Genomic DNA, 23,183 nt, shown 5'->3' on the forward strand with positions numbered 1-23,183 from the left:
ATTTAACGCCTGAACGCTACTCACCATTGAGATAAGTCAAAAATTCTTTTCTTGAAATTTCATACGCACCCAAGGATTCTAAATGCTCATTATAGACTTGGCAATCTATAATTTTGTAGTCTTTTTCAATCAAGTATTGCGCTAAATAATAAAACCCCACTTTTGAAGCGTCACTTACTCTACTAAACATACTCTCCCCGCAAAATACCTTTTTGTCCTTTAAATCCACCCCATAAAGTCCGCCCACTAATTCATCATCCTGCCACACTTCAATCGACATTGCCTTACCATTTTTGTGTAAATTAATATATGCATTTTTCATAGCATTTGTAATCCAAGTACCACCTTGACCATCTCTTTTTATTGTTGCGCAATTTTTTATGACTTCGGGAAAAGCTGTATTAAAAGTGACTTTAAAAACTTCCTTTTTAATAGTTCTCTTAAGGCTTTTTGTAATTCTCATTTCCGAAGGAAGCAACACCATTCTTGGGTCTGGTGACCACCACAATATAGGCTGGTTATCTTCGTACCAAGGAAAGATTCCAGAGTTATAAGCCAACAATAATCGCTCCATGGTTAAGTCTCCACCCACGGCTAGAATACCGTCTTCGTTTGCTTGACTTGGGTGTGGAAACCAAAATATGTTATCAATTAAATACATTAGGTAATGTAATTTTAAAAGTGAATGTGGAGTAAAGCTTGTTGCTAAAATAAAAAATCCCGCAATAATGCGGGATTTATAAAATTTAAAAACGCCTTTTAAAAAGGCAAATCGTCTTCTTGATTATCATTTAAATCGCTCACTGGCTCAAAGGCATCTGCAGGTGGCATAGGTGGCATTCCTGCTCCAGAAGGCGCCCCTTGGCTTACATTTTCAATTCTCCAGCCTTGAACAGAGTTAAAATATCTATTTGTATTTGTTTTTGGGTCCAACCATTCACGACCTCTTAAATTGATGCTTACTTTTACATCTTGTCCTGGCGCAACACTATTCAATAAGTCTGTTTTATCTTGCACAAACTCAATCATAATATGCTGTGGGTATTGCTCCTCTGTAGTTACAACCAATTCTCTTTTGCGAAAACCATTGCTGCCAAATGTTTGTGTTTCTCCAACTAGTTTTACTTTTCCTTGTACTTCCATAATCTGTAATTTTCCATCGTAAGCCTTTGTTTTAATGACTTTAATGGCAATCGTTTTAAATTAATTAATGTAGGGTTTTCCCCGTTATATATAAATGCGAATGTACGCTATTATTTTGTTTTGATTAATTTTTGCCATGCCTTTTCAACAGCATCTAGTAATAAAAATTGTTGAACTTCCTCGTGGATAGTTTCGTCAATTTCAATGCCATTTATAATGTTGTTAGGCAATGTTTCAATATTTGCAAGCATCGCTAAATCGTTACCCGTAAATACTTTACTGTTTTTAACGGCATCTGGCAAATTGTCAATACCTATTCCTAAGGTTGAAAGTGGTTTAGGGACTTCAAACATACCTTCTTTTGCTCTCCCGTACCAATTGCCTCCCATTCTTGAAACTGCATCAAGTTTTACTGGGTCAATTTTTCCATCGCTATCTAAAATGGCTTCACTTACGTGTGCTTTTAAAACTTCGCAAATAACTAAATTTCCCGCACCACCTTCGTTTCCTAATGCAACAACATCATTTACTTTACACTCAAATTGTACAGGTGCCTCTGCTACGCGCGGAGGTTGTACCGTTTCAGAAGCAAGCTCGGTAAATCCTGCTTTTTTAAATTCATTTATTCCTTGTGCATATTCTGTAGAGGCTAACGACATTTGTTGTACCATTGCGTAGTTACATATATTGATGACAACTTCTTTAACTTCAAGCACGTTTTCTAATGTGTGTTTAGTAGTATTATCCCGAACGCGCCTTGCTGGTGAAAAAATCATTATTGGCGGGTTTGCACTAAAGACATTAAAAAAGCTAAATGGTGACAAATTGATATTACCTTTTGCATCTACAGTACTTGCAAAAGCGATAGGTCTTGGTGCAACTGCTCCTAGCATATAGCCGTGTAATTGAGCAGTTGAAACTTGTTTTGGGTCTATTGTTATCATTGTTACAAAGATACACTAACCCGTGTGGGGTTTGAATAAGACGCACACAATAATATTAACATATTTACATTATATTTATCATATTAACCATTTACAGTTATGCAGCAAAATGCCTCGGTTGGTCGAATTGTTTTTTTAATTAGTTCGGTAATAATAATTAGCCTTATTCTTTGGAACACATTTACTTTTTTTAACCAATTAAAAAATAATGAACGTACCAAAATGCAAATTTGGGCAGCAGCACAACAAGAAATCGCATCATCTGAAGTTGATATTAATGCAAACCTTAGCGAAACAGCCCTACGAGTAATTCAAGGAAATACTACAACCCCAATGGTAAGGTATAGTCATAGTGATAATGAATATGACTCAAGAAACATTGACTCACTAACGTTTAATAATTTAAAAAAAAGAGAGAAATTAATTGCCCAGTTTACATCTGAGTATAAACCCTTAGAAATTAAATATGGCGGACAAATCATTCAGACTATTTACTACGGAAATTCGCCATTAATTAACAAGCTTAAATATTATCCAGCTATACTTATTCTTATTTTATTATTGCTGAGCATTGCTATTTATTACTTTAATCAAACAGCAAAATCTGCCGAACAAAACAAACTCTGGGCGGGTATGGCTAAAGAAACGGCTCACCAAATAGGCACACCACTTTCTTCCTTAGTAGGGTGGACCGAAATACTTAAGAGTGAAGATGTCAATCCAGAATATATTGAAGAAATGGATAAAGACATTAAACGGTTAGAAATAATTACAGATAGGTTTTCAAAAGTAGGCTCGATGCCAAAGCTTAAAAAAACAGATATCGTAGCTGAAACTCACGATGCCTACGATTATCTTAAAAGTAGAAGTTCAAAACTTATCAATTTTAGCATTAAAGTTCCTACAAACCCTATCTATGTAAATCTTAATAGTCAACTCTTTGGTTGGACCATTGAAAATCTTGTAAAAAATGGGATTGACGCTATGAAAGGAAAAGGAGATATTAGTGTGGTTGTAGAAATGACAGGTGATAATGCCCTTGTTTATGTAACTGATACTGGAAAAGGAATTCCTAAGCGTAATCACAAAAAAATATTCACTCCAGGTTTTACAACCAAAAAGAGAGGATGGGGATTAGGACTATCACTCGCTAAGCGTATTGTTGAAGAATACCATAATGGAAAAATACGTGTACTTAAAAGCAACCCTAAAGAAGGAACTACATTTTTAATTGCTATTAAATTAAGTGATACCATATGACCACAAATCATACACTACATACCGCTAAAATTAAAAATAACTGTCCCACTTGTTTTGCAAACAATGGACTAGAATTTTCATTTACTCAAGAAGAAACTTCTAAAAAACTTTATTCAAAAGCAGACAAGAATATTATTGAAAAACTTTACTGCACAAGCTGTAACACTCAAATATTTCCAGTAAGTTGGGATGATAATATTGAGCGTGTTTATGAATACAATAAAAAACAAGTAATCCCAAAAAAGACATCTATAAGATTGACTTCATTGGGATATATAATAATTTTAATATGTATTGTTGCTGTAGCTGCCTTAGCTTACGGAGTTATTTATTTAAGTACGCTATAGCTTAGAGTTAATACTTTTAGCAAGAGTTATAAACTCATTCTCTGTCATTTTAACTTTATGTTGAAAAGTCATTTCTTTCATATCATTTAATGGAATTAAATGCACATGTACATGAGGAACTTCAAGACCGACAACACTCACTCCAACTCTTTTACAAGAAACTGCTTTTTCTAAACCAATTGCTACTTTTCTTGAAAATTGCATTAATTCCAAATATGCTTGTTCACCCATATCAAAAATACGATTGGTTTCTTCCTTAGGAATACACAAAGTATGTCCTTTTGCATTAGGATTTATGTCTAAAAAGGCTATGTGTTTTGAATCCTCAGCAACTTTGTAACAAGGTATTTCTCCATTTATAATTTTAGTGAAAATTGTGGCCATATTAAATTAATTTAAGTCCTTGAAATCTCTAAAATTTCAAATTTCATCGTTCCCGCAGGCACAACCACATCTGCTACATCACCCACTTCGCACCCCAATAGACCTTTACCTATAGGAGAATCTACAGATATTTTTCCTGTTTTTAAATCGGCTTCACTTTGCGCTACTAATTTGTATGTCATTTGTGTGCCGTTTGATTGATTTTTTATTTTTACCGTTGAATGAATTAACACTTTTGATGTATCTAATTGCGACTCGTCAATAACACGTGCATTAGCAACTACTTCTTCAAGTTTTGAAATACGCATTTCTAACATTCCTTGTGCTTCTTTTGCTGCATCATATTCTGCGTTTTCACTTAAATCTCCTTTATCACGAGCCTCTGCAATTGCATTTGATGCCTTAGGGCGTTCAATGTCTTTAAGTTGAGCTAATTCTGCTCTTAGTTTTTTTAAACCTTCATCTGTATAATAAGATACTTTACTCATTTTAATTTCGTTTTAGTTTTTAATAATCCTAAAGTCTCCATCATTTTCTGTCGTGACCTTAGAACAAGAAACCCGCCTCTAGCTATTAATTATAAACCAGCGGGCAGGAATAGAAAAATCCCATAGATTACGGGATTTGCCTAACAAATATACTAAAAAATAAACAGTTGCGTAATTTTTTATAATTTCGCTTTGCGTAAATATCGCTTCCCTATGAAAAAAATACTTTTAACCATTATGGCTATTGCAACATTATTTGCATGCAAATCTGATGACGAGATAAACCAGAATAATCCTAATTATCCTAACGCATTTGTACAGCTCAGCCTTAACCTCAATTTACCAGAATATAATAATTTGCGTTTTCCAGGAGGTTCTTTCATAACCACCACTCAAGGCACAAAAGGTGTGGTTGTTTATAATGTAAATAATGATTTATATACTGCCTTTGAGTTGACAGACCCTAATCATCCACCAAGTACATGCTCACGCATGACACTCAATGGCATAATTACGAGTTGTTCTTGCGGGGATGGAAACACCTATGATGTTGTAACTGGCTCACATCAAACAGATGAAAATTTATTTCCCATGACCCAGTACCGCATTGTAAAGAATGGAAATACACTGCGAATTACAAATTAAAACGGCACACTATTTTCTTCGGAAATTTTAAGGGTGGAACATATTCTATTTCAATCCTAAAAATAGAAATGCCCTTTATAATATACAAAAGGGCATTTTCTGACTTGAAAAAAAACTGCTTTCTAAAATTTTACCGTTGCCCCTATTAAAAAGTTTGTCGTAGCCTGTGGGTAATACCCTGCTCCCTCTACTGTTGTAACTTCACCTGGGACACTAAAATCATCATCAAATGTGAAGAAATAGCCATTTGATACATATTCATTATTGAAAATGTTATTTACTAATCCAGAAAATACTATTTCTTTTACAACAGGAATGTTTGTCAAGCGATACACTACATTAAAATCATTCACAAAATAGGCGTCTAGTTTTGAAACATCACTGTCAATATTACCCATAAATTGTTCACTTACGTATTTTGACAACAATGAAAATTCTAAATTATTAATAGGATTATAGCTTATAATATTTCCTGCAACTACAGCAGGCGAATAACTTATATCTGTGTTGCCAAGGTTTTGCAATTCACCATCTCTTTGAAAAAAATAGTCTTTATTTTTATTGATACTCAACGCTACATTAGGACGTACATACAATTTATCAAGCACTTTAACCTCAGAGTCTATTTCAATACCTGCTCTATAACTATTACCACTTGTACTTCGTAACAAAGCCCCCACATCATCTATACCCGATACTACTAATTGGTTTTTATATTTCATGTAAAATAAGTTAGTGTTTATTTTGAAATCTTTAGATCCATGACGCCATCCCAATTCAAAATCATCTAAACGCTCTGCGGTAAAAATGCCTTCTTCAAAATCACTTCGGCGGGGTTCTCGGTTAGCTCTTCCGTAAGAAAAATAGAATTGGTTATTTGTGTTTAATTCGAAAGATGCTCCTGCTTTAGGATTAAAGAAATCATATGTAACAGATACATTTAATGGATCTCTATCACTTGTTAATCCAGAGATTCTATGCTGTAAAAAACGACCTTGTAAATCTCCAAATACACTAAACTTATCATTAATTTTATAAGTTGCTTTTGCAAAAACACTTAATTCATTTTTTGTCCCTACACCTTCATAGTACCTTTCTTCATAATCATACCCTATAGGAAATTCACTCCATAAAACTTCGCCATAATGGTCACCATCGTAATAGCTATAAAAAACACCTGCCGAAATATCAACTTTAGAATCCTTATAATTAACATTACCGTTTACAGCATAAAAGTCATTATCTAACCAGCGACGACGAATATAGTCTGTTGATGAAATTTCATCTCCATTAATTGTAATGGGAGTAGCTCCTAAAAAATCAAAATCTTCATCATTTTTATACTGCTCAAAATAACCTCTACCATAAGTGTAATTTAAAGAGAGATTTGTACTCCAGTTATTATCAATACGCTCATTCCACAACAACTGATAATGATCCTGCGCATAATTGTCAACTTCGTTTTCATAAAATCTTTCAAAGTTTCCATCGGCATCAAAAATTTGACCTACTGGGTTAAATTTTCTGTCACTTTCAAGTGTAGCAAGATCTATTCCTTCATAGGCTTGATAGGTTTCTTCACGCCCACCAAATATAATCCCCTTTATCAAGGTGTTGTCATCTACGTAAGCTCCTTGTAGGAAATAGGATTTCAAATCTGATGTGGCTCTGTCAATATATCCATCACTTTGAATATTTGAAAGCCTTCCCGAAATTTCAAAATGGTCACTTAATTTACCTGTGCTAAATTTTACATTGTGCTTTCTAGTATTGTAAGACCCAAAAGAGTTTGCAATCTCGCCGTAGGCATTTTCACTTACAGCATCTGTAAGTAAATTGAGACTTGCACCAAAAGCACCACTACCATTTGTAGAAGTACCTACACCACGCTGTAATTGTAAACTTTGTACAGATGATGTGAAATCTGGTAAATTGACAAAAAATGTTCCTTGACTTTCTGCGTCATTAAATGGAATACCGTTGAGAGTCACATTGATTCTTGACCCATCACTTCCGCGCACTCGCATATATGTATAACCCACACCAGCGCCAGCATCACTTGTTGTAACAACACTAGGCAAATAGTTTAGCATATAGGGGATGTCCTGTCCTAAGTTACGAGCTTCTAGATCCTCCGCATCAAGATTAGAGTGTGTAATGGGAGAATCTGCTTTAACACGTATGCTTTGGATTAAAACTTCTTCGAGATTTTCAACTTTTGTTGAATCTTGAACTTGTTGCTGTACTTGTGCATTCATTGAGCACATACCTAGCAATACAAAAAAAGATGTTGCAATAATTTTCATTCGTACAATGGTTATTTGTGACGAATAAAAGGGGCGTTATTCTTTATTAAAATTAAAATGTGTCTAGTCGAGCGCAGTCGAGACCTTTGAAGATTTCTCGACTATAATTACATCTCGACTGCGCTCGATGCGACAGTATCATTCCTAAACAGCATTACCTGTTCTAGGTTCTACGGGTATAATCTCAGCCTTAAAAATATTTATTTAATGATATTAATTTTTAATTATTGAACTATTAGCTCAATAATCTCCAATGTACTATCTTTAATCTCCTATCAAAAAAGCACCCCTTTGAGATGTGGCACAAAGATAGAAGGGTTTCTGAAATGTAAAACAGAAATTGATTAAAAATTAATTATAATTTTTTAATCAATACGGGGTGGTTTTCTATTTACTTTTTTTAAAGCATTATTTTTCTTTGCTTTAATACGTTTTTCAATAGCTCCCTTTGAAGGTTTTGTTTTTTTTCGCCTTTTTGGAATTTTAATATTTTTCTCCAATAAAACTATCAATCTTTGAACAACTAAAGCTTTGTTGCGATGCTGGCTTCGGCTTTCACTGCAAGATAAAGTAAGAATTCCTTCTTGGGAAATTCGGTTGGCTAACTTTACTTCGAGTCTGTTTATTTCGGTTTCCGAGAAAGCTTTAGATACACTTATGTTTAAGGATACTTCTACTTTACTAGATGTTTTATTAACGTGCTGTCCACCAGGCCCACTACTGCGAACTGCCTTAAAAGTAACCTCTTTTAAAAGTTGTTCAGTATTCATTATGCATTAGGACGATGTTCATTACGTAATAAATCATTAACTGTTTTTACTGGATTAAAAGTGCTTTGCGGGACCTCTACAAAAACAGTATTCCATCGTGCCATTGCGCCATTCCATAATCCCGGAAGTTCAAGAGCTTTTATAGGTTTCCCATTTAAGGTTTTATTTGAGATAAAGGAGGCTGACTCATCAACAAAATGAGCCAAATTAAAGCAATTACCTTCATAGTCTTTTGTTGCACAAACAATATCTACTGGATTAAAATGGGTTGCCTCTTTTGCTAGACTAGCTTGCGACGTATCATCAATATTTACTTGGGACATTTCTACGATTTGAAGCGACATATTGCCTTCTTTGTTTCGTACCCAAAAAGGACCACCTCCAGGTGCTCCAGTATTTTTGACAACTCCACAAACTCGCAATGGTCTGTTTAGAACTCCCGCAATTCCTGCTGGGGTCTCAGGGTTTTCTCTTATGTAAAGTTCGTTCCACAAAAATGCTTTCATTTCTGCTAGATTTTCATCAGTTACATTGTGCTCTATGATAATTTGCAAATATGAAAATATCTTTTTCTGTAATTGCAATAATTTTCCTGCAAGCATTTTTTTGTAAAATGCTATTTCTCTTAAATATTCCTCAGCAGCAACATTATCAATATTTTTAATAAAAACAATATCTGCATTTACGTTGTTTAGGTTTTTAATCAATGCCCCATGCCCAGACGGTCTCAATAAAAGATTTCCATCATCTTTACGAACGGGTATGTTTTCATTATCTACTGCTATGGTTTTTGTACTGTCACATTGAAAAGAGTAAGATATTTTTAGTTTTATCTTTGTTTTACTGGTAATTCTGTTTTGTACTCGCTCATATTCATTTTTAAAAAACTCTAAATGTTCTGGTGAAAATGTAAAATGTAAATGTGCAGTATCATGAGCAAAAGCATATTGTGTCGCTTCAAATAGTTGCTCCTCATAAGCTGTTTTTACAAATTTTGTATATCGATGAAATGGAATAAGACCTTTAGGTAAGTTACTAAAATTAAGCCCCTTTTTACTAAGCATTGTTTTTACTAGCATTTTCATGCGTTGACCTCTGTTTGATTGCTTATAATCTGGATATTTTTTTCGTATTGCTTTTCTAAGTTCTAAAATGAATGCGAAATCCTTTAAGTTGTCAAAAAACAACTTGAGTTGATCTAGTTTATTAACTTTTATGTAATCGCGTAAAACCTCTTCTTCTTCATTGTAATCGCTTAAAAATTCATGGAGAAATTTAAACATTCGGGTTGCAGCACCACTCGCAGGAACAAATTTTATAATATCTAATCCCGCTTTATTTTTTTCGTAGTATGCTACACTTTCTTTTTGAGCATTTTCATCGAGTACTTCTATTCCATTGCCTATTGAAGCTGCGGTAACAATTTTGGCAAATGGAACTCCATTATTAAATGTATTAAGTTGTTCTTTTACTGCATTTTCATTCAATCCTCTAACCTCTAGATCCTGCAAATCTTGTTTTGTAAACATGTTATTTTTTATTGAGCAGTTTGTTAATGTGTTTTACTGCAAATTCAAAACGTTGTAATTTTGAACCTTTCAGTGTAATATATGGGAGGTCGTAGTTGATTAATTGATTTTCAAACATACGAAACATATTTTCTCTTTCATCGGGTCTATCTCGCAATTTGTCGAATTCCCAAGGAACATCAATATCTGTTAAAAAATAAAAGTCATAGGTATGTGTTTTAAATGCTTCGGAAATTTCCGAAGGACAAAAACCATCGTTATAATATTTAGAATAGACCTCAATTTCTAATAAATTGGTATCACAAAAGAGTACGTTATTTGATTTTAAAACCAATTTATTTTCTGAAGTTATTTGACCTTTAGCAATAGGCAATAAATCATTTTTAACTATTGTTTCCTTATACTTCTCCCATTTTGCTTCTAAGTAAGTGCGCATATATTCTGGCACCCATTGGGTTTTAAAGTGTTTAGCAAGCTGTTTTGACAAAGTTGTTTTGCCTGTAGACTCAGGACCAAACATTACAATTTTCAAGCAATTACTTGGTCGCTGTTTAAGTGTTTCTTCCATGCTCGATATCCTAAAATTGAAATGCCTATAAATATAATATACAATAAACTACTCAATGTATAACCCTTGTAGAAATACAACGGAACACTTATTATATTTCCTGCTAAAAGATACATCCAGTTAGCAACTTTTCGCTTTGCAAGCATCCACATTCCCGCAAAGAAAATTGCAGTAGTTAAGGTATCTACATAAGCAGTCCAACTATTCCATTTATCAAATATAGTATAAACAACAAAGACACCTAGCAACGCAACGCCGCTTATTAATAATGCCGTTTTGTGGTCTTTTAATGTAGCATTTGTAATTGGTGTATGCTTTTCTGGCGCTACTTTACGTGTCCAGATATACCAACCATAAATACTCATTATAAAATAATATCCTTGAATTATTAAGTCACCTAACAAACCCCACTGCCAAAGTAAATAAACAAAAATTGAAGTGCTAATAATCCCTGTGGGATATACCCAAATACTATTACGCCATGAAAATATTGCAGAAATTAATCCAAAAAAAACAGCAATAGATTCTAAAACTATTTGGTACGTTTCATACTCGGCATATTGACCAAAGAGGAAATCAAAAATGAGGCTCATAATCGCTTCTATTTGATTTTACAATTTTAATATAAAGCAGTCCACGCTCCACAGCTTCTAGTGCTACTTTCATTTCTTTTTGCAGCACATGCATTACAGCATCATATTCACCATACACCTGTGTGCTCAAAGGGTTTTCCAAAACTGTTAAACCTGAATTTCTTAAATTTTTAATAAAGTCAATAATAGCAGGTTCGTAATCATCTTGTAAAGGAGTCAATGTCAATTCTACCGAAATATCCATAAAAGCTTAAAGTATCTAAATTTTAAGAATCAAAGGTAGAAAAATTGACTGGAGAATATAAATTAAGTTTGAAAATCACCCAAGTACGCTACGCTTCAAATACCGTTCCCATCACTACCATGTTTGCTCCCGCATCATACGACAATTTCTTTTGCTCTGCTGTGCGGATACCACCTCCAACAATTAACGGAATTGTTAAAACTTGTTTTACCGCGTTAATAACTTGAGCTGAAACAGGAATGTTTGCACCACTTCCTGCTTCAAGATAAATACTTTTAGCGCCCATCAACTCGGCCGCTAATGCTGTGTGTACTATACCCTCAATATTTGATTGGGGCATAGGAAGTGTATTTGTCACATTTGCAACTGCAGATTCACTTCCACCATCTATTAACAAATAACCCGTAGGAATGACTTCGAGTTTGCTTTTTAGTAATTGAGCTGCACCAGCCTTTTGTTGGCCAATTAAATATTCTGGATTGTTTCCAGAAACGAGCGAAAGGAACAATAATGCATCTGCTTTTTCTGAAATTTGACTTGCTGCTCCTGGAAAAATAATCAATGGTAACTTTGTATGCATTCTCAACGAATCAATTAAACGTTCCATTAATTTTTCAGGCACTGTACTTCCACCTAAAAAAAGATGTGTTGTTTGCTTAGGAATAATTTTTAAAAATTTTTCTGAAGTTGTAATATCAAACTTTTCTGGGTCAATTAATATTGCTAATAATTTATTGCCTTCCTCAATTTGCCTAATTAAGTTTTTATACTGAAATGAACTACGCATTATAATTACTTTAAGAAATTAACGCATACACTAATGTAAACTCTTCAAATTCTTCAAAAAATATATCGTAAGTTTCACTATCACCATTAAATGAAACTGTTGACTTAGTTTGCGTTGCATCTAGCCTAAAATCTTCCACATAAATATTTTCTAAAAAACTAACTCCTGGATTTGCAAAGCTTTTATATAGTGACTCTTTTGCTCCCCAAACTATGGTTAATTTACGCATGATGGCATCATCATTTGCCAGCGTACGGTATTCTTCTAGCGGTGTAAATTTATGGGCAATTCTAATAATTTTAGGACGCTGTTTTTCAATATCAATACCCACTTCTGTAGTGCTTATTATTATCGCGGCAAAGTTGTAGCTATGAGTTATAGAAATATGTTTACCGTCGTTTAAATGTGGCTTCCCATTATCATCGTAGTATAAATCATGGTCTGTGTAATTCATTTGGGCTAATAAATGACGTACACTCATAAAACCGCGCCGGTGTAAATCACTTTTCATTCCATCAACTCTATTTTGACAATGCGTTGTAAGTATTATTCCTTTTGCTAATGTATCAAAAGATTCTTCTATCTTCCAAATGAGGAGGTTAGTATTATCTTGTAGTGTTATAGTTTTGTAAAGAGGCATGATTTTCTAAGAGATATTGCTTACTTTTGCAGTCCGAAATTTTAAGAAATTTGAACCTTTTTTGTTCCTATAAAAATAGCGAATAAATTTAGAATTAAGGTGGCTTTGCAGGTTTGGTTGTTTTATGAAACAGTAACAGTTTCATTTTAGGCTCATTTTCGCGAAAGCTAGAAAAAGAAAATACTAAAATATAGTATACACATTAATAAGTTTCCTGCTCGTGCGGGAATATAATTAAATAATTTTTATGTCAACAAACACAGTACCTTACACAGCTAACAAAGTAAAAGACATTTCCCTTGCAGCATGGGGACGTAAAGAAATTGAGCTTGCCGAAGCAGAAATGCCAGGTTTAATGTCTTTGCGTGAAGAATATAAAAATGAGCAACCTTTAAAAGGCGCTCGCATTGCAGGTTGTCTGCATATGACTATCCAGACTGCTGTTTTAATTGAAACATTACAAGCTCTTGGTGCAGAAGTTACTTGGTCTTCTTGTAATATTTTCTCTACACAAGATCAAGCAGCTGCTGCAATTGCTGCTGCCGGAACTGCCGTTTACGCGTGGAAAGGAATGAATGAAGAAGAATTTGAGTGGTGTATTGAGCAAACGCTTTTCTTTGGTGAAGATCGTAAGCCTTTAAATATGATTCTTGATGATGGTGGAGATTTAACAAATATGGTCTTAGACAAATACCCAGAATTAACTGCTGGGATCAATGGTCTATCTGAAGAAACTACTACTGGTGTTCACCGCTTATACGAACGTGTGAAAAATGGAACATTACCAATGCCAGCTATCAATATTAATGATAGTGTTACAAAATCTAAATTTGACAACAAGTATGGATGTCGTGAGAGTGCTGTTGATGCAATACGCCGTGCTACCGATGTAATGCTTGCCGGAAAACGTGTTATTGTTTGTGGTTACGGTGATGTTGGAAAAGGTACTGCTGCTTCTTTTAAAGGTGCAGGATCAATCGTAACAGTTACAGAAATTGACCCAATTTGTGCATTACAGGCTGCAATGGACGGTTTTGAAGTTAAAAAATTAGAGAATGTTGTAAAAACTGCTGATGTAGTAATTACTACAACCGGAAATAAAGACATCGTTCGCGGAGAGCATTTTGAAGCAATGAAAGACAAAACTATTGTTTGTAACATTGGGCATTTTGATAATGAAATTGATGTGCCGTGGTTAAACAAAAACGCTACAAAAGACGAAATCAAACCTCAGGTTGACAAATATACTTTTGGTGGAAAAGACATTATTCTTCTAGCGGAAGGACGTTTAGTAAATTTAGGTTGTGCAACAGGTCACCCAAGTTTTGTAATGAGCAACTCATTTACAAACCAAACCTTAGCACAAATCGAATTATGGAACCACGCTGATAAATATGGCAACGAAGTGTATATGTTACCTAAACATCTTGATGAAAAAGTAGCACGTTTACACCTGGAAAAAATAGGTGTTGAGCTTACCGAATTAAAGCAAGACCAAGCTGAGTACATTGGTGTAACGGTTGAAGGTCCATTTAAACCTGAATATTACAGATACTAGTCAAAATTTAAGATTATTTTTTTGACTTTGATTTTCTTCGGAAATATTAAATACTGAAATTCTGAACTAGATTCAGAATCCATTAAAGCCCTTGCAGAAATGTAAGGGTTTTTTTGTTTTTATTCTATTTAGCTTTTTTAAAAATATAACTCATCCATACAGGATCATTATCATCTGAGACAATGGCCTGCCTATCAAGGAACTCCCAATTTGCTCTATTCATATAATTAAGCAATTGTGCCGTTGTTTCTAAATCTTCAATAGCATCTACAGTTATGTTTTTTCCTTTAATAGATTCTTGCTCTTCAACTCTTATGCGTTTTACTTTACCTCTATTATTTGCCTTTTGAACAACGATAACTTCTAAGAAATCATATTGAGTAATATCTTGGGCAATTAAGGTTTCCGTAAATAATAGAATTGAAATTAGCGCAAATAGAAAGATTACTTGTTTTTTCATGATGGTTGGCTTAAACCACTAAAATAGTAATTTCTGAACTAACACATACATATAATAACCTCTTCAAAAAATAGCTTTCAATCACATTCAACAACATACTTGTCAATTATAGTTTGAGTAATAGGTTTTAACGTTTTTCCATTTTCTGGATGGATTCCGTGGATTGAAAAATAAGAAAGTTCCTTATTGGTTTTATCATACCAAATAACCGGTTTGTTATTTTTAAAAAATATTGTTTCATCACAAACTTGAATTTTTTTAAAATTTTCAAGCTTTTTCTCATTAAAAGAAACTTCTAAACGTGCACCAGAACATGCTGTTTTCTCATAATGATTATCTTTCCAGACCATACATTCTAATCTCGTATTCCCGAAGAAATTCCAACATAATGAAACTGTTAATATTGTTACCAAAACAAACAACAAAATAGCCGATTTATTCGGTGCCTTTTGTTTGGGCTCCAAGTCATTATTCAATTGTTTTTTGTTGGCGCCATTATGGCTTTTCATATATAATTCGAAATCATCATAACCAATATATTGAGAGAGTGCTTTTAATACTTCGGGTTTTGGCGTTCCTTCTCCTTTTGAATATCGTTTTAAGGATTTAGCCGAAATAGGACATCGATACAATTCCATTAATTGCATTTCTACATGTTCCGCTTGACCATTTAATGATTTATTTAAAGTTTCGGCTGCTGCCTTTGCCAAAGCTTCGTTAATAAGATTTTTTGCTATTTGTTCCATACTGATTTAAAAGTACAGATTATGGACAAATTCTGGACAGCCTTTTTGGACATTCTTTTCCAATTTCTATCCAAAGACTAGCCTCCAATTCTTCCGTATTTAGCACTGTGAAAATTATATCTCACCTATAAAAATTAAAAAGGTGTAACCCTATTTTCATTTTCTGAAATTTTTCTTGCGACCCGCAAATTGCCACCGGGAAGTAGCATTAGTAGTCGCAGGATGATTTCAACTTCCCACAAATTGAGTTTTCACTCATTCACGAAATGTTACAAAACAACTAAAGCACAAGCTACGCTTTTACAGCATTTCTATTGTTCAATTTTTAAATTTTATACACTATGAAAATTATATTTTCTATTTTAATTATGCTCATTCTAAACAGTAGTTTTATATCCTGTACCCCGCAAGCCATCGAAAACAATATAGACCCTCAAGAGACTGTAGGCGAGGATAGTAACGACAACGAGGATGAAACAGATGAATGATTGTTAGTAATTAGGCTACAACCTAGTTAAATCATTTTGTAATTTAGAGGGATGAAAGACATTATTCTATCCCTCTATTTTATTTCTACAATATGCTTTTGCTCTATGAGTTATGGGCAATCAGATAGTATTTCTCATTATCAAAATCTCGCAAAACAACATAAAAAAAACATCCCATTGGCTATAGAATATTTGAATAAAGCCATGGAAATCTCAATACAAAATAAGCAAGACTCTTTATACCTAAATTCAATTTCCAGAAAGAGTACGCTCTTCGGAAATTCTAAAGATTATAAAAATGCTATTGAACAAGCAACTTTCCTAAATGTTGAAGCAAACCAATTAAATGATATTTTTCATATTGCTCGCTCTCATGATAAATTAGGTCGATACTATAGTAAAACAGGAGATTTAACATTAGCTGTTTCAAATTATCTCCAAGCCATTAGACCATACAAAACGATCAAAGACAGCCTTAAATTAAGCTATGTTTTTGAAAAGATCGCTAACATCCAAAATGATCTAGGTGACTTTTTAGGTGCAGAAAAATCTGCTCTTGAAGGCCTTAAATATGCAAAACACAATCCGAAAGGCAATAGCGCCTGGCTTTATAATTGTTTAGGAAGAGCCTCCAAGGAGCAGTTTCAATTTGATGAAGCTTTAAGTTGGTATGATCGGGGTATATCCAGTACAAACAACCAAAAAATTATTGTTTCATTGATACAAAATCAAGCCGTTGTATTAATGAAACAGCAAAAATATAATGAAGCCCGAAAATTATTAACAGCATTGTTACAAGAATCTGAAGTTAAAAACAGCACCTATTTAACGTCCAGAATACTCGACAACCTAGGATATGCTAACTTTAAAATAGGAGAACCTAATGCATTGACCGAATTATTAGAAGCATATGCACTACGGCAAAAAGACGATGACAAAACCGGACTCTTTGCAAGCACTATACATCTCACGGAATATTACCAAGCAAAAGACAGAGAAAAATCTTTGGAATTTGCAAAAGACGCTTTTAACCTGTCTAAAATTATTAATAGCCCAGAAGCCCAAATTGAAGCATTATCATATCTTATAGCACTAGAAACCCCAGAAAACACAAAACTTGCTGCTCTTAGTAGTTTACATCTTAGAGACAGTATAGCTATAGCAACATCAAAACAACGCACAGAGTATTTGAAATTCAAATATAAGACAGACGAAATCTCTCTTGAAAACAGTTTGTTATTAACCGAAAAGGCACAACAAGAAACTATTATTGCTGAAGAGAAAATCAAAAAGTACATCATAGGTTTTATATCTTTTATATTATTTATTACCATAATTGCGCTTTATTATATTTTACGAGAACGTTATAAGAAACAACGTTTAAAAGAGCGCATTGCAACACAACAACATTTTTCTAAACGAATCCATGACGAACTTGCCAGTGACATATTTAATATAATGGCTCAAATGGAACAAGCAAATATTCCTGTTGATTATGTGGATGCTTTAGAAAACATCTATGAACGAACGAGAGACATTAATAGAGAAACTATTTCAATAATTACTAATGAAGATTTCTCAACTACTTTATCAAATCTTATAGAAGGATATTTATCTGAAAATGAACGATTAATTTTAAATGGAATTAACGAAGTGGATTGGACTAAAATTTCAGAAGAAAACAAACAGCATCTTAAAAGAATATTGCAAGAGTTGATGACTAATATGAAAAAACACAGTAAAGCATCACTTGTTGCAATTAGCTTTAAAGAACGACAAACATCTTTACAAATTAATTATGCGGACAATGGTATTGGAGTAATTTTAAACGACCAGAACAAAGGACATGGAATGGCGAATATGGAAAACCGTATTATTTCAATAAACGGAACCTGTATATTTGAAAGTGAACCAAATAATGGCTTTACCTGTGTATGGACTATTCCTTTAAAATAAATAGAAAAATGTTTAAAAAAGTTTTAGTTGCTGAAGACATTGATAGTATAAATGTAGGGATTGCTACCATGTTAAAAGATTTAAATATTAAAAATGTAGCCCATTGCCAATATTGTGATGATGCGTTAGTAAAATTTAAAAAAGCGCAATATGATAAAGAACCTTATGAGTTGCTAATTTGTGATCTTAGCTTTAAAAAGAGCCATAGGAAAGACCAAATAACCACTGGAAAAGAGTTGATAAAAATGTTAATCGCAGAACAACCAGATTTAAAAGTTATTGTTTTTAGTGTAGATGATCATCCAAAAAGAGTTAAGGAATTGTGGGGAACTGGCTGCTTAAATGGATATGTTGATAAAAATAGATGGGGTTTAAAAAATTTAGCAACTGGAATACAAAAAATATATAATGGCGAAACATATATGTCTCCAGCTATAGAAAGCCAATTTAAAAAAAAGAAGGTGCTTAGCGTATCCAATTATGACAACAAATTATTGTCGCTTTTAGCAGATGGTTATTCTCAAGAAGAAATTGAACAATATTTTAAAAAACATAAAATTAGTCCAAGTAGTCGTAGCAGTATAGAAAAACGCTTAAAGGATTTACGTGTTGATTTTGGCGCAAAAACAACGATCCATTTAGTAATGATGGCAAAAAATCTTAAACTTATCTAATTAATAAATCAACACATAAGTATAATAAAATTCCCACCCCTACGGAAACCCGTAAGGTGGGGTTTTTAATTTATTGTAGGTTTGATAATCAATAAAAAATAGCTCTTTAATTGGGGAGTTAAAGCTATTTATCTCCCTTACAGTTTTTCGTAAGGGAGTTTTATTTTTAGTTTACATTTAAAATGTAAAAAACACCATATGGATTTATCAAAACTAAAAATAACCACATTAGCAGTTACTACTGCGATTTTTGCATTTAGCTTCACAACAACTTTTGAAAAGACAGTCTACATCTGTAATTCCACTACAAGCTCTAAATATCATTTAAAGAAAAATTGCCGAGGACTAAATGCTTGTAAAAAACCAACAAAAGAAGTAACCATAACATCTGCAAAAGAGAGTGGTAGATCTCTTTGTGGCTGGGAAGATTGAAAAGATGTGTTAAATATTCAGTAACACTAAAGTTAGCAGAAATAAAAAGGCATAAAGCCACTTAGTAAACGCACAAAAACCCCAATCGAAATAATCGGTTGGGGTTTGTTTGTCAAAGGTAAGAGATTCCTTATGCTTCGGCGAAAGGCACGATACTTACGTAACTTTTATTATCTCTCTTTTTAGTGAATTTTACAACACCATCCACTTTTGCGTGAAGCGTGTGGTCTTTTCCACCATACACATTCTCACCTGGGTGATGTGTATTACCTCTTTGTCTTATGATAATGTTCCCTGCAATAGCAGCTTGTCCACCAAATATCTTAACGCCAAGACGTTTTGATTCTGATTCTCTACCATTCTTCGAACTACCAACTCCTTTTTTGTGAGCCATAATTTTAAGGTTTTATTTTAGTTAAACTTTAGCGTTAGATTATTTTCTTCCGCCGTCTAATTCGTCTTGTAATACTTTAAGCTCGTCCCACTTACCATCTGCAGCTAATTTAGCTTGCTTTGGCCATGTGTTAGCAACTAAATGTGCTAAGTTAGAACTTGCTTCAGCTAAAATTGCTTCAATAGCCTCTGGTTTAGCTTTTGCTACTTTTGCAAAAGTATCTAATCCTGCAGCAACCATTGCCTCAGCAGCTTTAGGTCCTACACCTTCAATCTTCTTAAGGTCATCTGCCTTAGTAGATTTTTTTGGAGCCGCTTTTTTTGCTGGAGCTGCTTTAGCTTCAGCCTTTGGAGCGTCTTTTTTAGCTTCTTCTTTTTTAGCTGGGGCTGCTTTAGCCTTCGCAGGAGCTGCTTTTTTCTTAGCTCCAGAAGTTGCGATGCTTTCAATAACAATTTCAGAAAGAGCTTGTCTGTGACCGTTTTTTACACGGTAACCTTTTCTTCTTTTCTTTTTGAAAACAATAACTTTGTCACCTTTAAGGTGTCTTAGGACTTTTGCTCCTATAAGAGCTCCGTCTATAGCCGGGGCGCCAAGGGTAATATTGTCACCATCACCTACTAAAAGAACATTGTCAAACTCTACAGTTTTACCTTCTTCAGTTGATAAACGATTAACAAAAACCTTTTGGTCTTTTGCAACTTTAAATTGCTGCCCTGCTATCTCTACAATTGCGTACATAGCGTAACGTTTAATTAATTAATAATCTCGCTTCATTTTAAAGCGGGTGCAAATATAATTGTAATTCACATAAAAACAAACACTTTATTCGCTAAAATTTAATCGTTAAATCCTATTAAACAAAGCACTTACAAAAGATGTATAATTATAGCTTCGGAAATGTAACTTATCCTTTTTATTTCTGCTGAAATTTTAAACAACAAAATTATAGTTAACCCTTGAAATTTCCGAAGAAAAACATCAATTATTTCCTGTTAGTAAGCAATACTCCCAATAAAATAATCCCCGTGGCAAAGCCTTGAAATAAGGTAAAATGTTCTCCATCGAGCATCCCCCACAACAAAGCCACAATAGGAATTGTGTATGTGACCGAAGTTGCAAAAACTGGCGTGCTCATCTGTACTAATTTATTGAACATCACTTTTGCAACACCTGTACCTATTACGGCCAAAATAACTAAATACCCAAGTGATGTGTGCAACTCAGCGTCGTTAGCCAAGTCTTTTGAGAAAAATCCAGAAAACAGCAACACAGTAAAAGCAGGAAGTATCAAAACAACAAAATTACCCACCGCAATTGACATTGCTGGAATTTCCTGTAGATGTCTTTTTATAATATTCACGTTAAAAGCATAGCATAATGATGCGGCGATAACGAGACTTGAGTACCAATAATTTTGGTCAGGATTAACATCTGCTCCTGCGTAAATAAGCAACAAACTTCCCAAAAGCCCAACGACTACGCCAAATAACTGGTTGCGGGTATAGCTAATACTAAAAATGATGGCGCCTATAATGAGTGTGACAATAGGTGTTGTAGAATTTAAAATGGAAGCTACTGCGCTATCAATTTCGGTTTCGGCAAATGCGAATAGAAAAGCTGGAATAAACGTTCCTAAAAATGCTGAAATAGCAATCCATTTCCATTTATGCTTTTTAATTTTTTTTAGGTATCTAAATCCAATTAACAATAAAAAAGTAGCCGCAAAGAGTGTGCGTAAAGCTCCCAATTGCAATGGTGTTAATCCAATAAGCGACTTTTTAATAAGTATAAATGAACTACCCCAAACTACAGAAAGTACGGCAAGGTAAATCCACTTTTTCTCAATGCTTTTCACTTTTTTGATTTAAAAAATTGAAATGCAAAGATGATTTTAAATTTTGGGAATGCGGTAGCATTAAATTAATATTTCGGATTACTCCCACTCCATTGTTTCCATCATAACTTTTATATCCTCTCGTAGATAAACTACAGCTGGATAGATGGAATCAAAGTTGGGTTTTGCTTCAAAGTATAATGAGCCAGTGATAAAATTATTAACACTATCTGTCAAATAAAAATGTCCTTGAGAAGCAGCGTTACCGTTAATGCTATAAAAAATACCGTACGCTTTATTATCTGGATTTTCAAAAACCTGCTCAGGAATACTTTGTGCTTTAATATCATGATTATAGGCTAGTTTTTGAGCATCATATAACAAAGAATCTAAGTTTTGATTTTTTATTTTTTGGTACGTCAAATAAACACCTGCATTCATATGTTGATATTCTACCATAGCACCACAATTGCGACCAGGTATTAAACTTGCGTTATCATTAAGCAAAAAATTATAATCGCAACCCGTATTTGTTATAGTGTATGTGGGAGCTGGATAATCCAAGCGTAATTTTGCATTGGGTTTTACCGTGACATCTTCACCGCAAGAGCCGATTATTAAAAAAACAGAAAGCAGAAGTAAATAACGCATTAAGGCTGTGGGCGTATGGTTAATTTAATTTGTTTGATACGTTTGTTTTCAAACGCTTCAATAGTAAACGCGTAATGCTCAAAACTTATTATTTCGTTTTTCTTTGGAAATCCTTTTGAAACTTCTAAAAGAAATCCTGCAACAGTTTCAGCTTCACCTTTTGAACTTTCAAAAACTGAAGTATCCTCAAGGCTTATTACTTTATAAAAATCTTTTAGCGGCGTTTTACCTTCAAATACATAGTTATTGTCATCTAATTTTGAAAAAACTAAATCCTCATCATCAAACTCATCGCTTATTTCTCCTACTATTTCTTCAATAATATCTTCTAACGAAATCAAGCCACTAGTCCCTCCATATTCATCAACAACAATAGCAAGGTGCATTTTCATTGTTTTGAACTCATTAAGCAAATCGTCTAACTTTTTATTTTCTGGAACAAAGTATGCTTTACGTGTTAACGTATTCCACTCAAGAGCTTTTGTATCAATGTGTGGCATTAAATCTTTGACATATAAAATACCTGTAATATTATCAATACTATCACTAAACACTGGTATTCTAGAATAGCCTTTGTCAATAATTTGAGGTAATATTTCTGCGTATGACAACTCTTGATTAAGCGCAAAAATATCCATGCGGTTTTTCATCACTTGTTTAGTATCTGTATTCCCAAAAGTGACAATTCCTTTTAATATTTTTTGCTCTTCGTGTGTTGTATCAGTTTCATCAGTAAGCTCTAATGCTTGAGATAATTGGTCAACACTTATGTTTGACTTTTGTTTACCAAATTTTTCCTGAATATAAATAGTAACCGCACGCATGGGCATACTTATAGGAGTAAATAAAAAATCTAGTACCTTTAGCGGCATTGCCATAAACAATGCAAAAGTCATACTATTACGACTAGCATAAATTTTAGGCAAAATTTCTCCAAAAAGTAATATTAAAAAAGTTACAACACCTACCTCAACAACAAATCGAATATTTATTCCAAAATAAACTTGGTTTAAATTCGCAAACAAAACTTCTCCAATAGAATCAAATAACAATACAATTGCAATATTTATAAAATTATTAGCCACGAGAATGGTAGCTAACAACTTTTTAGGACGCTCAAGAAGTTTCTTTACTATCTGGAGTTTTTTTGGAGCCATCTTTTCATCCTCAACATCAAGTTCTGTTGGAGTTAAAGAAAAGAATGCAACCTCAGCACCACTTATCATTGCTGAGCAAATAAGCAATACTATTAATGCAACGAGATAAACAATTATCCCTGAAGTAAGTACTAATAAATATAAACTAGGAGGTTCTATGTCCACAATTTTTTAACGTTGGTTAG

The 23,183-nt window shown here is 33.6% G+C and carries 28 protein-coding genes; 8 read left to right on the forward strand and 20 right to left on the reverse strand.

Annotated features, from left to right (window positions below):
• Nucleotides 1-16: 16 nt before the first annotated feature.
• From aat to GB234_RS00515, 3 genes are all read right to left on the reverse strand, one after another.
• On the reverse strand, nucleotides 17-661 hold the full coding sequence (gene aat / locus GB234_RS00505; RefSeq protein WP_151892551.1) for a leucyl/phenylalanyl-tRNA--protein transferase: 645 nt from the start codon (nucleotides 659-661) through the stop codon (nucleotides 17-19).
• Nucleotides 662-759: 98 nt separating this feature from the next.
• Complete coding sequence (locus GB234_RS00510) at nucleotides 760-1,143, reverse strand: DUF3127 domain-containing protein (protein WP_151892552.1); 384 nt, start codon at nucleotides 1,141-1,143, stop codon at nucleotides 760-762.
• Nucleotides 1,144-1,253: 110 nt separating this feature from the next.
• A complete protein-coding gene (locus GB234_RS00515; protein ID WP_151892553.1) occupies nucleotides 1,254-2,087 on the reverse strand; it encodes a flavin reductase family protein in 834 nt (277 codons plus the stop codon).
• A 222-nt stretch (nucleotides 2,088-2,309) separates the two neighbouring features.
• Between GB234_RS00515 and GB234_RS00520 the strand changes: the two genes are divergently transcribed.
• A complete protein-coding gene (locus GB234_RS00520; protein ID WP_308645049.1) occupies nucleotides 2,310-3,347 on the forward strand; it encodes a sensor histidine kinase in 1,038 nt (345 codons plus the stop codon).
• Nucleotides 3,344-3,694 carry a hypothetical protein gene (locus tag GB234_RS00525; protein ID WP_151892555.1) on the forward strand — a complete coding sequence of 117 codons (351 nt, stop codon included), beginning with the start codon at nucleotides 3,344-3,346 and terminating at the stop codon, nucleotides 3,692-3,694. The genes GB234_RS00520 and GB234_RS00525 overlap by 4 nt, the downstream gene beginning before the upstream one ends.
• On the opposite strand, the gene GB234_RS00530 is transcribed toward GB234_RS00525, so the two are convergent.
• Together GB234_RS00530 and greA are read right to left on the reverse strand one after the other, a co-directional pair.
• Nucleotides 3,689-4,078: an HIT family protein gene (locus GB234_RS00530; protein WP_151892556.1), complete on the reverse strand. Its 390-nt coding sequence runs from the start codon at nucleotides 4,076-4,078 to the stop codon at nucleotides 3,689-3,691. The two genes, GB234_RS00525 and GB234_RS00530, sit on opposite strands and share 6 nt — an antisense overlap.
• An 11-nt stretch (nucleotides 4,079-4,089) precedes the next feature.
• A complete protein-coding gene (gene greA / locus GB234_RS00535; RefSeq protein WP_151892557.1) occupies nucleotides 4,090-4,566 on the reverse strand; it encodes a transcription elongation factor GreA in 477 nt (158 codons plus the stop codon).
• A 213-nt stretch (nucleotides 4,567-4,779) separates the two neighbouring features.
• Between greA and GB234_RS00540 the strand changes: the two genes are divergently transcribed.
• Nucleotides 4,780-5,211, forward strand: coding sequence for a hypothetical protein (locus GB234_RS00540; RefSeq protein WP_151892558.1), 432 nt, complete (start codon nucleotides 4,780-4,782; stop codon nucleotides 5,209-5,211).
• Nucleotides 5,212-5,333: 122 nt separating this feature from the next.
• Here the strand turns inward: GB234_RS00540 and GB234_RS00545 are convergent, their stop codons facing one another.
• The 8 genes from GB234_RS00545 to GB234_RS00580 form a co-directional block, all read right to left on the reverse strand.
• Complete coding sequence (locus tag GB234_RS00545; protein WP_151892559.1) at nucleotides 5,334-7,517, reverse strand: TonB-dependent receptor; 2,184 nt, start codon at nucleotides 7,515-7,517, stop codon at nucleotides 5,334-5,336.
• A gap of 365 nt (nucleotides 7,518-7,882) precedes the next feature.
• Nucleotides 7,883-8,287 (reverse strand): alternative ribosome rescue aminoacyl-tRNA hydrolase ArfB, encoded by a 405-nt coding sequence (gene arfB, locus GB234_RS00550; RefSeq protein WP_151892560.1) that lies wholly within the window; start codon nucleotides 8,285-8,287, stop codon nucleotides 7,883-7,885.
• Complete coding sequence (locus GB234_RS00555; protein WP_151892561.1) at nucleotides 8,287-9,816, reverse strand: DUF4301 family protein; 1,530 nt, start codon at nucleotides 9,814-9,816, stop codon at nucleotides 8,287-8,289. The genes arfB and GB234_RS00555 overlap by 1 nt, the downstream gene beginning before the upstream one ends.
• 1 nt (nucleotide 9,817) lies before the next feature.
• Nucleotides 9,818-10,384 (reverse strand): AAA family ATPase, encoded by a 567-nt coding sequence (locus tag GB234_RS00560; protein WP_151892562.1) that lies wholly within the window; start codon nucleotides 10,382-10,384, stop codon nucleotides 9,818-9,820.
• Entirely contained in the window at nucleotides 10,345-10,977 is a 633-nt protein-coding gene (pnuC, locus tag GB234_RS00565) for a nicotinamide riboside transporter PnuC (protein WP_151892563.1), read from the reverse strand. Before pnuC ends, GB234_RS00560 begins: the two co-directional genes overlap by 40 nt.
• Nucleotides 10,961-11,221 (reverse strand): thiamine-binding protein, encoded by a 261-nt coding sequence (locus tag GB234_RS00570; protein ID WP_151892564.1) that lies wholly within the window; start codon nucleotides 11,219-11,221, stop codon nucleotides 10,961-10,963. The genes pnuC and GB234_RS00570 overlap by 17 nt, the downstream gene beginning before the upstream one ends.
• 88 nt (nucleotides 11,222-11,309) lie before the next feature.
• Nucleotides 11,310-12,008 carry a phosphoglycerol geranylgeranyltransferase gene (locus GB234_RS00575; protein WP_151892565.1) on the reverse strand — a complete coding sequence of 233 codons (699 nt, stop codon included), beginning with the start codon at nucleotides 12,006-12,008 and terminating at the stop codon, nucleotides 11,310-11,312.
• A 10-nt stretch (nucleotides 12,009-12,018) separates the two neighbouring features.
• Nucleotides 12,019-12,648, reverse strand: a complete 630-nt coding sequence (locus tag GB234_RS00580; RefSeq protein WP_151892566.1) for a 4'-phosphopantetheinyl transferase family protein — start codon at nucleotides 12,646-12,648, stop codon at nucleotides 12,019-12,021.
• Between the two features lie 247 nt (nucleotides 12,649-12,895).
• On the opposite strand from GB234_RS00580, the gene ahcY reads away from it, so the two are divergent.
• Nucleotides 12,896-14,206: an adenosylhomocysteinase gene (gene ahcY / locus GB234_RS00585; protein WP_151892567.1), complete on the forward strand. Its 1,311-nt coding sequence runs from the start codon at nucleotides 12,896-12,898 to the stop codon at nucleotides 14,204-14,206.
• Between the two features lie 124 nt (nucleotides 14,207-14,330).
• Here ahcY and GB234_RS00590 read toward each other — a convergent pair whose 3' ends face one another.
• Nucleotides 14,331-14,666, reverse strand: a complete 336-nt coding sequence (locus GB234_RS00590; protein WP_151892568.1) for a hypothetical protein — start codon at nucleotides 14,664-14,666, stop codon at nucleotides 14,331-14,333.
• Nucleotides 14,667-14,743: 77 nt separating this feature from the next.
• Entirely contained in the window at nucleotides 14,744-15,412 is a 669-nt protein-coding gene (locus GB234_RS00595) for a hypothetical protein (protein WP_151892569.1), read from the reverse strand.
• 341 nt (nucleotides 15,413-15,753) lie between these two features.
• Between GB234_RS00595 and GB234_RS15015 the strand changes: the two genes are divergently transcribed.
• The 4 genes from GB234_RS15015 to GB234_RS00610 all read left to right on the forward strand — a co-directional run bounded on the left by GB234_RS15015 (nucleotide 15,754) and on the right by GB234_RS00610 (nucleotide 18,962).
• Nucleotides 15,754-15,900, forward strand: coding sequence for a hypothetical protein (locus GB234_RS15015; RefSeq protein ID WP_172966819.1), 147 nt, complete (start codon nucleotides 15,754-15,756; stop codon nucleotides 15,898-15,900).
• 51 nt (nucleotides 15,901-15,951) lie between these two features.
• Nucleotides 15,952-17,856 (forward strand): tetratricopeptide repeat-containing sensor histidine kinase, encoded by a 1,905-nt coding sequence (locus tag GB234_RS00600; protein ID WP_151892570.1) that lies wholly within the window; start codon nucleotides 15,952-15,954, stop codon nucleotides 17,854-17,856.
• 8 nt (nucleotides 17,857-17,864) lie between these two features.
• Nucleotides 17,865-18,530, forward strand: a complete 666-nt coding sequence (locus GB234_RS00605; protein WP_151892571.1) for a DNA-binding response regulator — start codon at nucleotides 17,865-17,867, stop codon at nucleotides 18,528-18,530.
• 198 nt (nucleotides 18,531-18,728) lie between these two features.
• Complete coding sequence (locus GB234_RS00610; RefSeq protein WP_235906032.1) at nucleotides 18,729-18,962, forward strand: hypothetical protein; 234 nt, start codon at nucleotides 18,729-18,731, stop codon at nucleotides 18,960-18,962.
• 130 nt (nucleotides 18,963-19,092) lie between these two features.
• Here GB234_RS00610 and rpmA read toward each other — a convergent pair whose 3' ends face one another.
• The 5 genes from rpmA to GB234_RS00635 all read right to left on the reverse strand — a co-directional run bounded on the left by rpmA (nucleotide 19,093) and on the right by GB234_RS00635 (nucleotide 23,163).
• Entirely contained in the window at nucleotides 19,093-19,356 is a 264-nt protein-coding gene (rpmA, locus tag GB234_RS00615) for a 50S ribosomal protein L27 (RefSeq protein WP_151674773.1), read from the reverse strand.
• Between the two features lie 39 nt (nucleotides 19,357-19,395).
• On the reverse strand, nucleotides 19,396-20,094 hold the full coding sequence (gene rplU, locus GB234_RS00620; RefSeq protein ID WP_151892572.1) for a 50S ribosomal protein L21: 699 nt from the start codon (nucleotides 20,092-20,094) through the stop codon (nucleotides 19,396-19,398).
• Between the two features lie 244 nt (nucleotides 20,095-20,338).
• The gene (locus tag GB234_RS00625; protein WP_151892573.1) at nucleotides 20,339-21,211 is read right to left on the reverse strand and encodes a DMT family transporter; all 873 of its coding nucleotides are present in this window, start codon (nucleotides 21,209-21,211) and stop codon (nucleotides 20,339-20,341) included.
• A gap of 78 nt (nucleotides 21,212-21,289) precedes the next feature.
• A complete protein-coding gene (gldD, locus tag GB234_RS00630; protein WP_151892574.1) occupies nucleotides 21,290-21,841 on the reverse strand; it encodes a gliding motility lipoprotein GldD in 552 nt (183 codons plus the stop codon).
• Nucleotides 21,841-23,163: a gliding motility-associated protein GldE gene (locus GB234_RS00635; RefSeq protein WP_151892575.1), complete on the reverse strand. Its 1,323-nt coding sequence runs from the start codon at nucleotides 23,161-23,163 to the stop codon at nucleotides 21,841-21,843. The genes gldD and GB234_RS00635 overlap by 1 nt, the downstream gene beginning before the upstream one ends.
• Nucleotides 23,164-23,183 lie beyond the last annotated feature (20 nt).

Origin of the sequence: Patiriisocius marinistellae (genome assembly GCF_009014635.1) — a bacterium.
GTDB classification, from domain to species: Bacteria; Bacteroidota; Bacteroidia; order Flavobacteriales; family Flavobacteriaceae; genus Patiriisocius; species Patiriisocius marinistellae.

Coding starts and splice junctions, on each gene's coding strand:
- aat (WP_151892551.1), bottom strand. CDS start 661: ATGTATTTAATTGATAACATATTTTGGTTTCCACACCCAAGTCAAGCA.
- GB234_RS00510 (WP_151892552.1), bottom strand. CDS start 1,143: ATGGAAGTACAAGGAAAAGTAAAACTAGTTGGAGAAACACAAACATTT.
- GB234_RS00515 (WP_151892553.1), bottom strand. CDS start 2,087: ATGATAACAATAGACCCAAAACAAGTTTCAACTGCTCAATTACACGGC.
- GB234_RS00520 (WP_308645049.1), top strand. CDS start 2,310: ATGCAAATTTGGGCAGCAGCACAACAAGAAATCGCATCATCTGAAGTT.
- GB234_RS00525 (WP_151892555.1), top strand. CDS start 3,344: ATGACCACAAATCATACACTACATACCGCTAAAATTAAAAATAACTGT.
- GB234_RS00530 (WP_151892556.1), bottom strand. CDS start 4,078: ATGGCCACAATTTTCACTAAAATTATAAATGGAGAAATACCTTGTTAC.
- greA (WP_151892557.1), bottom strand. CDS start 4,566: ATGAGTAAAGTATCTTATTATACAGATGAAGGTTTAAAAAAACTAAGA.
- GB234_RS00540 (WP_151892558.1), top strand. CDS start 4,780: ATGAAAAAAATACTTTTAACCATTATGGCTATTGCAACATTATTTGCA.
- GB234_RS00545 (WP_151892559.1), bottom strand. CDS start 7,517: ATGAAAATTATTGCAACATCTTTTTTTGTATTGCTAGGTATGTGCTCA.
- arfB (WP_151892560.1), bottom strand. CDS start 8,287: ATGAATACTGAACAACTTTTAAAAGAGGTTACTTTTAAGGCAGTTCGC.
- GB234_RS00555 (WP_151892561.1), bottom strand. CDS start 9,816: ATGTTTACAAAACAAGATTTGCAGGATCTAGAGGTTAGAGGATTGAAT.
- GB234_RS00560 (WP_151892562.1), bottom strand. CDS start 10,384: ATGGAAGAAACACTTAAACAGCGACCAAGTAATTGCTTGAAAATTGTA.
- pnuC (WP_151892563.1), bottom strand. CDS start 10,977: ATGAGCCTCATTTTTGATTTCCTCTTTGGTCAATATGCCGAGTATGAA.
- GB234_RS00570 (WP_151892564.1), bottom strand. CDS start 11,221: ATGGATATTTCGGTAGAATTGACATTGACTCCTTTACAAGATGATTAC.
- GB234_RS00575 (WP_151892565.1), bottom strand. CDS start 12,008: ATGCGTAGTTCATTTCAGTATAAAAACTTAATTAGGCAAATTGAGGAA.
- GB234_RS00580 (WP_151892566.1), bottom strand. CDS start 12,648: ATGCCTCTTTACAAAACTATAACACTACAAGATAATACTAACCTCCTC.
- ahcY (WP_151892567.1), top strand. CDS start 12,896: ATGTCAACAAACACAGTACCTTACACAGCTAACAAAGTAAAAGACATT.
- GB234_RS00590 (WP_151892568.1), bottom strand. CDS start 14,666: ATGAAAAAACAAGTAATCTTTCTATTTGCGCTAATTTCAATTCTATTA.
- GB234_RS00595 (WP_151892569.1), bottom strand. CDS start 15,412: ATGGAACAAATAGCAAAAAATCTTATTAACGAAGCTTTGGCAAAGGCA.
- GB234_RS15015 (WP_172966819.1), top strand. CDS start 15,754: ATGAAAATTATATTTTCTATTTTAATTATGCTCATTCTAAACAGTAGT.
- GB234_RS00600 (WP_151892570.1), top strand. CDS start 15,952: ATGAAAGACATTATTCTATCCCTCTATTTTATTTCTACAATATGCTTT.
- GB234_RS00605 (WP_151892571.1), top strand. CDS start 17,865: ATGTTTAAAAAAGTTTTAGTTGCTGAAGACATTGATAGTATAAATGTA.
- GB234_RS00610 (WP_235906032.1), top strand. CDS start 18,729: ATGGATTTATCAAAACTAAAAATAACCACATTAGCAGTTACTACTGCG.
- rpmA (WP_151674773.1), bottom strand. CDS start 19,356: ATGGCTCACAAAAAAGGAGTTGGTAGTTCGAAGAATGGTAGAGAATCA.
- rplU (WP_151892572.1), bottom strand. CDS start 20,094: ATGTACGCAATTGTAGAGATAGCAGGGCAGCAATTTAAAGTTGCAAAA.
- gldD (WP_151892574.1), bottom strand. CDS start 21,841: ATGCGTTATTTACTTCTGCTTTCTGTTTTTTTAATAATCGGCTCTTGC.